The sequence below is a fragment of the Sutterella massiliensis genome, from assembly GCF_016899755.1.
GTDB lineage: Bacteria > Pseudomonadota > Gammaproteobacteria > Burkholderiales > Burkholderiaceae_F > Sutterella > Sutterella massiliensis.
The window spans coordinates 45,915-57,092 of sequence record NZ_JACJJC010000001.1 but is presented as its reverse complement, the minus strand read 5'-3'; the positions used below and the strand labels follow the sequence as shown (position 1 = coordinate 57,092).

Here is an 11,178-nt window from a genome sequence, read left to right as displayed (position 1 = left end):
GCTGCGCGTCAGCCGAACAGTTCTTCGTAGGATACCGCAGCCGTGCCGAGCTTCCCCACCACGATGCCGCCGGCGCGGTTGGCGATGCGTACCGCATCTTCGATCGGCATGCCGGTAGCGAGCATCGCCGAAAGAATCCCGATCACGGTGTCGCCTGCGCCCGAGACGTCGAAGACTTCGCGTGCCTGAGCAGCCACAGACGTCTGTCCGTCGCGCTTAAAGAGCGTCATGCCTTCTTCGCTTCGCGTGAGAAGCAGGTAGTCGAGGTTGAGCGCTTCGCGCAGGTTCTGCGCTTTTTCCGTGAGCTCGGACTCCGAGTGCCAGGGGCCAACCACCTGACGGAGTTCTGCACGGTTGGGCGTAATAACCGTTGCACCGGCGTATCGGCTGTAGTCGTCGCCCTTCGGGTCGATCAGAATCGGGATGCGTTTGGCGCGCGCGGCTTCGATCATCTGGGAGATGTGCGAGAGGCCGCCCTTGCCGTAGTCGGAGAGCACGAGCGCATTCGTTTTATTCAGAAGCGCCTTGAAGTTGTCGAGGTGCCGCAGAAGCGATTCTTCAGCAGGCATCGACTCGAAATCGCAGCGCACCATCTGCTGCTGGCGCGCTACGACGCGCAGCTTCACCGTGGTAGCGAGCGAATTGTCAAATTCGAGCTTGGGCGTGATCGAGGCGAGCTTAAGCAGCGCTTCGATGCGGCGGCCGGGTTCGTCGTTGCCAACGACGGAAAGGAGCGTCGACTGTGCGCCGATGCCGGCGATGTTGCGCGCGACGTTGGCCGCGCCGCCGAGGCGCTCTTCGGTTCGCGTAACGCGAACGACGGGCACGGGCGCTTCCGGGGAAATGCGTTCGGCGTCGCCGAACCAATAGCGGTCGAGCATGGCGTCGCCCGCGACGAGAACGCGGGCTGCGCTGATGACGGATTTATCCATAGGAGCCAAGGCCTTCGGCAGAAACACCCAGACTCACGTGAGTCGCAGGATTTTGCCTGGCCAAATTTACTGTTGATTTCGGGCGATTTTACTTGCTGGCGGCCTTTTGCGGCAGGGGGCAAGGAGCGGAACTCTTCAGCCGAGAACAATGGAGCGCAGGTAAAATACCCAGTTTAGGGTGATTGAACCCGCGATCAAGACAGAAACCGAAAAAGGATGACCGATGCAAGCTGATGCGTCTATTTTCAAGGCATATGACATTCGCGGCATTGTGGACGAGACGCTGACCGAAGACGTCGTCTGCGCTGTCGGCAAGGTACTCGGAACGATGGCGCTCGAGCGTGGCGTCGATACATTCTGCATCGGTCGCGACGGGCGACTCACCGGTCCGCGCCTGAGCGCTGCGCTCGTCGAAGGCGTTGCTTCGACGGGCATTCGCGTCATCGATATCGGCGCCGTGCCGACCCCCGTGCTTTATTTTGCAACGAAGCATTTCGGTTGCGGTACGGGTGTGGCAGTGACGGGTTCGCACAATCCGCCCGAATACAACGGTCTCAAGATGATGGTGGCGGGGGTGACGCTCGCGGCTGAGGACATTCAGGTCGTGCGCCGTCGCGTGCTCGAGGAAGACTGGCGCGTCGCGTCCGAGCCGGGCAAGGTCGATCGTGTCGATGTGGTCGAACACTACATGGCCAAGGCGCTTGACGGTCTCAAGATCGAGCGCCGCCTCAAGGTTGTTGCCGACGCGGGTAACGGCATCGCCGGTCCCGTGATGATGCGTCTTCTCGGGCAGCTCGACGTCGAGGCGGTCGGGCTCTACTGCGAGCCTGACGGTCATTTTCCCAATCACCATCCCGATCCGTCGAAGCCGGCGAACCTCAGCGATCTCATTGCCGAAGTGAAGCGTACGGGTGCCGACTACGGCTTTGCACTCGATGGCGACGGCGATCGCCTCGGCGTTGTGACGAAGACAGGGGAAATCATCTTCCCGGACCGCCTGATGATGCTTTTTGCGGCGGACATTCTCGAAAAGCATCCGGGAGAACGTATTGTTTACGACGTTAAGTGTTCGCGCAAGCTCGTCGATTGGATCGCCGAACACGGCGGCGTACCGACAATCAGTCCGACGGGACACTCGCTTGTGAAGGGCAAGCTCCGTGAAACCAATGCGCCTTTCGCGGGCGAAATGTCCGGGCACCTTTTCTTTAACGACGAGCGTTGGACGGGCTTTGATGACGGTCTCTACGCTGCGCTTCGCCTGCTCGAAATTCTTTCGCGCGCCGAGCATCCCTCGGATGTGCTCGCGGGACTGCCGAACGCCGTCAATACGCCCGAAATTCAGATCCCGACCAAGGAAGGTGAAAACAAGGCCTTTATCGAACGCTTCCGCGAAGCCTGCCGATTCGACGACGCGGTCGACGTGATCAAGGTCGACGGCGTTCGTGTTGAGTGGCGTGATGGCTTTGCGCTTGCGCGCGCGTCGAACACGACGCCCGTCATCGTTGTCCGCTTCGAGGGCGACACGCCTGAAGCGCTCAAGCGCGTGGCCGAACGCTTTACGGCCGAAATGCGCCGCGTCGATCCTTCCATTCAGATTCCGGAGTAAACCATCGTGAAGAATCGCACCAAAGCGATGCTCCTGCCGTTTCTGCGTGACAGTGCCGGCGTGAATACCTCGGCGACGGCCTGCGGCATTCGTCTCGATATCTCCAGGCAGCGCTTGAGCGCCGACGATTTCAAACGTTTGCTCGAACTTGCCGAGAGCAAGGGGCTGCTCGATGCGTTCAAGCGCATGGTGCAGGGCGAAGTCGTCAATGCCTCTGAAGGTCGTGCGGCGCTGCATACGTCGCTGCGATCGTGGAATCCGCGTGCACCGCACTACGAAGAGGTCGCGCGCGAACGCGAGCGCATGCTCAACTTTGCGACCATGGTGCGCGACGGACGCTGGCGCGGCTGTCGCGGCGACCGCATCACGGACGTGATCAATATCGGCATCGGCGGTTCTGAAATGGGGCCGCACGCCGTCTGGCATGCGCTTCATCCAGCCAAAGCCGACATTCATCTGCATTTCCTCTCGAGTGTTGACGGCGTACTTCTTGAGCGCATTCTCGCGCAATGCAACCCGCGCTCGACGCTCGTGGTCGTGTCCTCGAAGAGTTTTACGACGCGCGAAACGCAGGTCAATTCCGCGGCGGTCGATCAATGGCTTCTTGATAACGGCATTGTCGGCGCGGACCGCGCCAAGCACATGGTGGTCGTTTCTGCGAATCCGCATGCTGCCGATGTCATGTGTCTGCCTGCGCAGAATTTCTTCCACCTCTGGGATTGGGTGGGTGGTCGCTTCTCGGTCTGGAGCGCGATCGGGCTGCCGCTCGCGATCGGACTTGGCGCGGAAACTTTTCGTGAGTTCTTACAGGGTGCCAATGAAATGGACCGCCATGCGTTCAATACGCCGGTCGAAGAAAATCTGCCGGCGCTACTCGCGCTTATGGCCTATTGGAACGCGACGCGTCTTGAAATCACTTCGCACTGCATGCTTCCGTATGACGAACGCTTGCGCGTGACGGTTCCGTGGCTGCAGCAGCTTGAAATGGAGTCGCTCGGCAAGACTGTTACTCCCGAAGGCGAACGAATCCCCGGCCATACGGGACTGAGCGTCTGGGGCTCGAACGGCAACGAAGCGCAGCACAGCTTCTATCAGTGGCTGCGTGAAGGCACGGGGCGCACGAGCATCGACATCGTCTGGAGCGAAATGCCGGGTCACCGCTATGCCGAACACTACCGCGTGCTGCTCGCCAACGCGCGCGCGCAGGCTGAGGCGCTTGTGATGCGCGATCCGGCGAGTCCCTATTTCAATGCCGTCTCGACGATCGTGTTCGACGCAGTAACGCCGCGCCGCCTCGGTGCCTTCATGGCGATGTACGAGCACAAAACGACGATGCTTGGCTCGCTTTTCGGCATCAATCCGTTCGATCAGCCAGGGGTCGAGCTCGGCAAGCGCTTGAGCAAACGCGCCGAAGCGGGCGGCGATCCCGCGCGCATCCTTCGGGAAGAGGCGGATCGGCAGTGAAGATTCTGATTGTCAAATCGTCCTCCATGGGCGACATCATTCACGCGCTTCCTGTCGCGCATGACATTCGGAAGGCTTTGCCTGATGCGCAGATTGATTGGCTCGCAGAGGAGAGCTTCCAAGCTATCCCGACACTCGCACCTGCGGTGCGTCGCGTGCATGTCACGGCGTTCCGCCGCTGGCGCAAGTCGATTCTGAGCGAACGCACTCGCAGCGAGGTGAGTGCGCTCAAGGCGGCGATGCGCGGCGAGCACTATGACGTGGTGCTCGACATTCAAGGCCTCATGCGTTCGGCGCTGGCTGCCAAGTGGGCGGGTGTTCCCGTGACGGGGTACTCGCGTTCGACGGTGCGTGAACCGCTTGCGAGCTTTGCGTACGCAAAGACACTCGATCTGCCGGCGTCGCTCGGCGCCGTACGCCGCTATCGCTTGGCTGCTGCACAGACGCTCGGCTACGAAATCGATGAGACCAATCCTGTTTTCGGTCTGCGGGCGACAGCCGAACCCGTCGCGGAACCGAGATCAAGTACGGTTGCTTTTGCCGTCAATACAAGTCGTGACGAGAAGCTTTGGCCCGAGGCGAACTGGATTGAGTTCGGGCGAATGCTCGAGCGTTCTGGTCATCCTATAGACCTCTACTGGGGCAATGCAGAAGAAGAGGCGCGCGTCAAGCGAGTCGCAGCGGCGTTGTCCAACGCGCGTGTTTTGCCGCGTGCGGGGCTCGATCGCGTGGCTGCGTCGCTTGCCCGGGCGCAAGCCGTCGTCGGGGTCGACACGGGGCTTGCGCATTTGGCAGCCGCACTCGGCCGACCGAGCGTCGGCATCTTTGTTTCGACGCCGATCGAGGTGCTCCATCTTGTCGGCGACGGTCCCGTTGAGTCACTCGGCGGCGTTAACTGCATGCCGAGCGTTGAGGACGTTTCGGCAGCGCTTTCGCGGGTGACGGCAGGCACCGGTTCACCGATTTCCTTTTGAAAATGAAACTGACACCTGGTATCTACCGAGCCGTCACAATGGTGGCGCTGCCGATCGCTAGCCTCTATTTGATGTGGCGCTCCCGCAAGCAGCCCGCTTACAGAGAATTTTGGGACGAGCGCTTCGCATGGGGGACCTATCCGCTGCGCCGAACGGACAGGCCGCGCATTTGGATTCACGCGGTCTCTGTGGGCGAAACCAATGCCGCGGGGCCGTTGCTCAAAGCCATGCTTGAAGCCTGGCCCGACTGTGATGTACTTCTGACGCATATGACCCCGACGGGGCGTGAAGCCGGTGAAAAACTCGTGCGTCTCGCTCCCGGGCGCATCCACCAGTGCTATCTCCCGTACGATGCGCCCTACGCGGTCGAGAAGTTCTTCCGTCAGACCCGTCCGACGATGGGGATCATCATGGAGACGGAAGTTTGGCCCAACGTGATGCGCGAAGCGCAGCGCCGTTCGATTCCAATGGTGCTTGCCAACGCGCGCGAGAGCGAAAAGTCCCGTTCTCAGGCCGAGCGTGCGATTGACGTGTTGCGGCCAGCCTTTGCTTCGTTTGCCGCTGTGCTCGCGCAGAGCGCGGAGGACGAGGCGCGTCTGAAGAGCCTGGGGGCCCAGCATGTGACGGTGACGGGGAGCATCAAGTTCGATCTCGTGCCCGACGCGTCACAAACAGCAGCCGCGCGCGATTGGCGAGCGAAGCTTGCTCGGCCGGTCATTCTGATCGCTTCGACACGCGAAGGCGAAGAGGTTCGCTTCGCCAAGGCCCTCCTTGAGCGGCGCAGCCTTTGCGAGCGTGCGCATGTCTTTGTCGTGCCGCGTCACCCGCAGCGCTTTGATGAAGCACGTGCTGCATTTGAGAGTGAAGGCTTCAAGGTTGTTTTGCGCTCGACGCTGCGCGATCCTGCGTCGATCCCTGCCGATGCGGAGATTGTGCTCGGCGACAGTATGGGCGAAATGAGCTTCTATTGTGCGCTCGCTGATATGACCGCCATGGGTGGCTCGTTCGAAAACTTCGGTTCCCAGAACGTGATTGAACCCGCTATGGCGGGTTCTCCCGTCGTGGTCGGCCCGTCGATTTTCAATTTCGACAAAATTATTCGAGACGGTCTTGCGCACGGTGCCATGTGTCAGGCAGCCGATCCAGCAGAAGCGCTCGCACGCTTCGAGCGCTGGCTTGACGTGCCAGAAGAGGGTAGACAAATCGGCGAAGAAGCCAAGCGATTCGCCAAGGAATACGCCGGCGCGACCGGCCGCATGATGACGATTCTGGACAAGCTATGGAAGAACGCAAGGAAGCTCGAATCCCAAATGTCGTGAGTATTGCCGGCGTGGACCCTTCGGGGGGCGCCGGGATCTTTGCCGACATCAAGGCAATGTCGGCCTGCGGGGCCTACGCCTGCGGCGTGGTCGCCGCTCTTACGGCGCAGAGCACGCGGGGCGTGTTCGGCGTGCTGCCCGTCAGTGCGGCGTTTGTGCGGCAACAACTCGATGTTCTTTTTGAGGATGTTGCAATCGATGCGGTCAAAATTGGCATGCTCAACGATGCCGAGGTGATCGAGACGGTGGCACAGGTGCTTGAAGCGCGGCGCCCACGCTTTGTCGTCCTCGATCCGGTAATGGTGGCAAAGAGCAAGGATCGGCTCTTGGCCGAAGATGCGCTGGGCGCACTCAGAAGCCGCCTGCTGCCGCTCGCGACCGTCGTTACGCCCAATCTGCCGGAGGCGGCTGAACTGTTAGGTGTGCAGGAATCCGATGCGCCAGAAGATATGGCGTACACCGCAAAGGCACTGCTCGATCTCGTCGGCGAAAAGAGCTGGGTGCTTTTGAAGGGTGGTCATCTCGCGGGCGATACGGCTAGCGATCTGCTTCTCTCACGAGAAGAAACCCATCGCTTTGAAGCCAAGAAAATTGCAACGAAGAACACGCACGGTACGGGCTGCACGCTCTCGTCGGCACTTGCGGCGCTTCTCCCGCAGTCGAATTCTGTGCCTGAAGCGGTTGAGCGTGCCAAGGCGTACATCACGGGAGCCATCCGGCACGCCGACGATCTTCAGGTCGGCAGCGGTCACGGACCGACGCATCACTTTTGGCAGATAAACCACAATATGTAACAAAATGTAAGAATTTGGATTGCAGCTCTTGACGTTTTGTGTCGACGTATGCATAATTCATCTCCTCGGCGCATTAGCTCAGTCGGTTAGAGCAGAGGAATCATAATCCTTGTGTCCGCGGTTCGAGTCCGTGATGCGCCACCAGATTCCAACCCGATCTGCTCCATGCAGGTCGGGTTTTTTGTTTAACTGCGCTCCGTCCGCGTTGCTCGCGTTTGCGGAGACTCGCCACCGGATGTAACCCGTGCCCGCGAAGAAACTCTATCTGCGCAGCTTCGGCTGCCAAATGAACGATTACGACTCTGCCCGCATCGTCGACCTGCTTGGCGAAGAACTTGGCTACGAACAGACGACCGAACTCGAAGAGGCAGATCTTGTCGTTATCAACACGTGCTCGATTCGAGAAAAGGCCCAGGAAAAGGTCTTCTCAGATCTCGGACGCATCCGCGAAGTGAAGAAACTTCGCCCCGAAATGAAAATTGCCGTCGGCGGCTGCGTTGCGTCTCAAGAGGGCGAAGGCGTCGTGAAGCGTGCACCGTGGGTCGACGTCGTATTCGGCCCGCAGACGCTACATCGCCTGCCTGAGCTTCTTAAAGCGCGTGCGAAGAAGGGCAAGCCGCAAGTTGACGTAAGCTTCCCCGAAATCGAAAAGTTCGACCACTTGCCTGCGCCGCACGCGCATGGGGCGAGTGCTTTCGTCTCTATCATGGAGGGATGCTCCAAGTACTGCTCTTATTGCATCGTGCCCTATACGCGCGGGGAAGAAATCTCGCGTCCGCTTGTTGACGTACTCGTCGAAATCGCGCAACTTGCCGACCAGGGTGTCAAGGAAGTGACGCTTCTCGGTCAGAACGTGAACGCTTACCGCGGCCTCTCGCCGCAAGGCGACATTGTCGATTTTGCGACGTTGCTCGAGTATGTCCACGACATTGACGGCATTGAGCGCATCCGCTACACGACAAGTCACCCGCGCGAATTCACTTCCCGGCTGATCGACTGCTATACGCGCTTGCCCAAGCTCGTGAGTCACGTACATCTGCCCGTGCAGTCGGGATCCGACCGCGTGCTCGCTGCGATGAAGCGAGGCTACACGGCGCTCGAGTACAAGTCGATCATCCGCAAGCTGCGCGCCGCCCGCCCGAATCTGTCGATCGCCACCGACATCATCGTCGGCTTCCCTGGCGAGACGCAGGCCGATTTTGAGGCGACAATGGAACTCGTCAAATGGGTGGGCTTTGACGCGAGCTTCAGCTTTATCTTCAGCCCGCGTCCGGGTACGCCCGCCGCGCGCCTTCCCGACGATACGCCCTATGATGTGAAGCTCGAACGCTTGCAGACGCTGCAGGCCGAAATCGATGCAAAGGCGGCGGAAATCAGCCGTTCGATGCTCGGCAGCGTCGAGCGTGTGCTCGTCGTCGGACCGGCTAAACGCGGCGAAGGCATGCTGAGTGCGCGCACGGACAATAATCGCATCGTGAACTTCCCCGGTGACGAGTCGCTTGTCAACCGAATGGTTCGTGTGAAAATTACGGATGTTTATCCGCATACGCTCGGCGGCGAGCTCGTCAACGAGTGAAATTCATTTGTCGATGTTGGACATGACGGAAAAAAACAAATCGGATGCGAAGGCTGCGGCGGCGCAGACGCCGGAGTTCTTCAGCTTCAGCGCGGACGCGAACAATACGTATCTCGGTCACCTGTGTGGTCCGCTCGACGAGAATTTGCGCCAGATAGAAACGATCCTCGGTGTGAAGATTGCACGCCGAGGCAACACTTTCCGCGTGAGCGGTGAGCGGCATGCGGCTCTGCGTGCCGTTCGCGCGCTCGAGGTACTTCTTGATCGCGTCAAGCGTGAGGGTAAGGCACTGGCCGTTGATGACATCCAGTGGCACTTTGTCGGTAACGACGACGAATATCGCGCGCAACAGGCCGATAAGGACGAGGTGCTCACGAGCGATGTTCAGCTCAAAACGCGCCGACGCGACCTGCAAGGCAGAACGCCGAACCAGCGCGCGTACCTGCAGGCGATTCTTTCTCACGACATCAGCTTCGGCATCGGGCCGGCAGGGACGGGCAAAACGTTCCTTGCCGTGGCTACGGCTGTCGACGCCTTCGAGCGAGGTACGGTCGAGCGCATCGTGCTTACGCGTCCGGCGGTCGAAGCGGGCGAGCGCCTGGGTTTTCTGCCAGGGGACCTCGCGCAGAAGGTCGATCCATATCTGCGTCCGCTCTATGATGCGCTTTTCGATCTCATGGGATTCGACAAGGCGCAGCGTCTGATGGAGCGCCAGCTCATTGAAGTGGCGCCGCTTGCCTATATGCGCGGCCGCACGCTCAACAATGCCTTCGTCATTCTTGATGAAGCACAGAACACGACCGCCGAGCAGATGAAGATGTTCCTCACGCGCATCGGTTTCGGTTCGAAGGCCGTAATTACGGGCGACATTACGCAGATCGACCTCCCGAGAGGCGTTCTCTCGGGGCTCAAGCACGCTTCAGGCATCCTTGAAGGCGTGCGTGGGATTTCGTTCACGAAATTCAATTCTGCCGACGTCGTTCGCCATCCCCTTGTCGCACGCATCGTCGAGGCGTACGATGCGGCGCTCAAGCGTGAAGAACGCAAGGATCGAGAGGACCGAACGAAGACCGATGATCACTTGGCGGAGAACAAAGCATGAGAGCGGCAATTCGACGCAAAAAGACGGCGCTCGCCGCGGCCGTGACCGAGCGCACGCTCGAGGTGGACTTTCAGAACGAAGGGGCCTTTGCTGACCGACTTCCCGACAACGCGTGCATGCACAAATGGATGGCCGCCGCGTGCGAACGAAACACCGAGGTCGTCGTGCGCTTTGTCGACGCAAAGGAAGGGCGCGAACTCAACAACACGTATCGTCACAAGGACTATGCGACGAACGTGCTCACGTTTGACTATTCGCGCACGCCCATCGTTACGGCCGACCTGGTGATCTGCGTGCCCGTGCTCGAGCGCGAGGCGGCCGAGCAGAACAAAACTTTCGAAGAGCACCTTGCACATCTTCTCGTGCACGGCATTTTGCACGCGCACGGTTATGATCATCTCGCCGAGGACGAAGCAGAGATCATGGAAGCCCGCGAAACCGAGATCATGCTTAAGCTCGGCTTTGCCAACCCCTACAGCGACCGCATCGGAATGGTGCACGACTGAGCCCGATCCAGAGGCGCTGCGAGAAGTCACCTTTTTATCGACGAACGTATGCCAAGCGAACCCCCGAGTCCGAAATCGAAAAATATTTTCAATCGAATCGCCTCCGCGTTTCACAACGAGGAACTCTCCGATCGTGATGATCTCATTGAGGTACTCAAAGAGGCAAAGTCTCATAACCTGATCGCGGCAGATACGTTCTCCATGATCGAGGGCGCGCTCTCTGTTTCCGACCTGAGAGCCTCGGACATCATGGTGCCGCGCTCACAGGTTCAGGCGCTCGATCTTCTGGAGGACAGCTCCGAGTGGATCCGCACGATTATCGAATGTGGGCACTCCCGGTTTCCGGCCGTTGAGGGCGACCTTGACAATGTGGTGGGCATGATCCACGCCAAGGATCTGCTGCGACTCGTTCTCAATCCCGAAGCGGATGTCAAGCGCTTCGTTCGTCCCGCGCGCTTCATTCCGGAAAGTCAGCCCGTGAATGTGCTTCTCAAGGACTTCAAGTCGACGCGTAGCCATATGGCGCTTGTGATCGACGAGTTTGGCAGCGTCTCGGGTCTCATCACGATTGAAGACGTGCTCGAACTCATTGTGGGCGATATCTCCGACGAGTTCGATCGCGAGGACAAGAGCCAGAACATCGTTCAGGAAGGCACGCACTGGCGTGTCAAGGCGCTTACGACGATCGAGCAATTCAACGAGTATTTCGGGTCTGATCTTGAAGACGATTACTGCGATACGATCGGCGGCCTCGTAACCGACCGCTTCGAGCACGTTCCGCAGGCTGGAGAGGTTCTTGAAGAGAAGGGCTTTCGCTTCAAAATCGCCCGCGCCGACGAGCGCCAGGCACAGCTTCTCATTGTTGAGCGGCTCGATTGAGGCCGCGAGTCCTGCTGTCGGCAGCT

The 11,178-nt window shown here is 59.6% G+C and carries 10 protein-coding genes and 1 tRNA gene; 10 read left to right on the top strand and 1 reads right to left on the bottom strand.

Annotated elements, in window-relative coordinates:
• Positions 1–8: 8 nt before the first annotated feature.
• Positions 9–932, bottom strand: a complete 924-nt coding sequence (gene rfaE1 / locus H6A60_RS00250; RefSeq protein ID WP_205101340.1) for a D-glycero-beta-D-manno-heptose-7-phosphate kinase — start codon at positions 930–932, stop codon at positions 9–11.
• A 223-nt stretch (positions 933–1,155) separates the two neighbouring features.
• On the opposite strand from rfaE1, the gene H6A60_RS00245 reads away from it, so the two are divergent.
• From H6A60_RS00245 to H6A60_RS00200, 10 genes are all read left to right on the top strand, one after another.
• Positions 1,156–2,538, top strand: coding sequence for a phosphomannomutase/phosphoglucomutase (locus H6A60_RS00245; RefSeq protein WP_205101339.1), 1,383 nt, complete (start codon positions 1,156–1,158; stop codon positions 2,536–2,538).
• Positions 2,539–2,544: 6 nt separating this feature from the next.
• Positions 2,545–4,002 (top strand): phosphoglucose isomerase-related protein, encoded by a 1,458-nt coding sequence (locus H6A60_RS00240; protein WP_338054813.1) that lies wholly within the window; start codon positions 2,545–2,547, stop codon positions 4,000–4,002.
• Entirely contained in the window at positions 3,999–4,976 is a 978-nt protein-coding gene (gene waaC, locus H6A60_RS00235) for a lipopolysaccharide heptosyltransferase I (RefSeq protein WP_205101338.1), read from the top strand. Before H6A60_RS00240 ends, waaC begins: the two co-directional genes overlap by 4 nt.
• Before the next feature lie 2 nt (positions 4,977–4,978).
• Complete coding sequence (locus tag H6A60_RS00230; protein WP_205101337.1) at positions 4,979–6,295, top strand: 3-deoxy-D-manno-octulosonic acid transferase; 1,317 nt, start codon at positions 4,979–4,981, stop codon at positions 6,293–6,295.
• On the top strand, positions 6,256–7,089 hold the full coding sequence (gene thiD, locus H6A60_RS00225) for a bifunctional hydroxymethylpyrimidine kinase/phosphomethylpyrimidine kinase (protein ID WP_205101336.1): 834 nt from the start codon (positions 6,256–6,258) through the stop codon (positions 7,087–7,089). Before H6A60_RS00230 ends, thiD begins: the two co-directional genes overlap by 40 nt.
• 67 nt (positions 7,090–7,156) lie before the next feature.
• Positions 7,157–7,233: transfer RNA gene (locus H6A60_RS00220), tRNA-Met, on the top strand.
• A gap of 100 nt (positions 7,234–7,333) precedes the next feature.
• Positions 7,334–8,665, top strand: a complete 1,332-nt coding sequence (miaB, locus tag H6A60_RS00215; RefSeq protein WP_205101335.1) for a tRNA (N6-isopentenyl adenosine(37)-C2)-methylthiotransferase MiaB — start codon at positions 7,334–7,336, stop codon at positions 8,663–8,665.
• 22 nt (positions 8,666–8,687) lie between these two features.
• Positions 8,688–9,767, top strand: coding sequence for a PhoH family protein (locus tag H6A60_RS00210; RefSeq protein WP_205101334.1), 1,080 nt, complete (start codon positions 8,688–8,690; stop codon positions 9,765–9,767).
• Positions 9,764–10,273: an rRNA maturation RNase YbeY gene (ybeY, locus tag H6A60_RS00205; protein WP_205101333.1), complete on the top strand. Its 510-nt coding sequence runs from the start codon at positions 9,764–9,766 to the stop codon at positions 10,271–10,273. The genes H6A60_RS00210 and ybeY overlap by 4 nt, the downstream gene beginning before the upstream one ends.
• Before the next feature lie 48 nt (positions 10,274–10,321).
• The gene (locus tag H6A60_RS00200) at positions 10,322–11,152 is read left to right on the top strand and encodes a CorC family transporter (RefSeq protein WP_205101332.1); all 831 of its coding nucleotides are present in this window, start codon (positions 10,322–10,324) and stop codon (positions 11,150–11,152) included.
• Positions 11,153–11,178: the final 26 nt, after the last annotated feature.

What these genes read in the sequence shown, in the direction of transcription:
- rfaE1 (WP_205101340.1), bottom strand. Translation starts at nt 932, where the DNA reads ATGGATAAATCCGTCATCAGCGCAGCCCGCGTTCTCGTCGCGGGCGAC.
- H6A60_RS00245 (WP_205101339.1), top strand. Translation starts at nt 1,156, where the DNA reads ATGCAAGCTGATGCGTCTATTTTCAAGGCATATGACATTCGCGGCATT.
- H6A60_RS00230 (WP_205101337.1), top strand. Translation starts at nt 4,979, where the DNA reads ATGAAACTGACACCTGGTATCTACCGAGCCGTCACAATGGTGGCGCTG.
- thiD (WP_205101336.1), top strand. Translation starts at nt 6,256, where the DNA reads ATGGAAGAACGCAAGGAAGCTCGAATCCCAAATGTCGTGAGTATTGCC.
- H6A60_RS00210 (WP_205101334.1), top strand. Translation starts at nt 8,688, where the DNA reads ATGACGGAAAAAAACAAATCGGATGCGAAGGCTGCGGCGGCGCAGACG.
- ybeY (WP_205101333.1), top strand. Translation starts at nt 9,764, where the DNA reads ATGAGAGCGGCAATTCGACGCAAAAAGACGGCGCTCGCCGCGGCCGTG.
- H6A60_RS00200 (WP_205101332.1), top strand. Translation starts at nt 10,322, where the DNA reads ATGCCAAGCGAACCCCCGAGTCCGAAATCGAAAAATATTTTCAATCGA.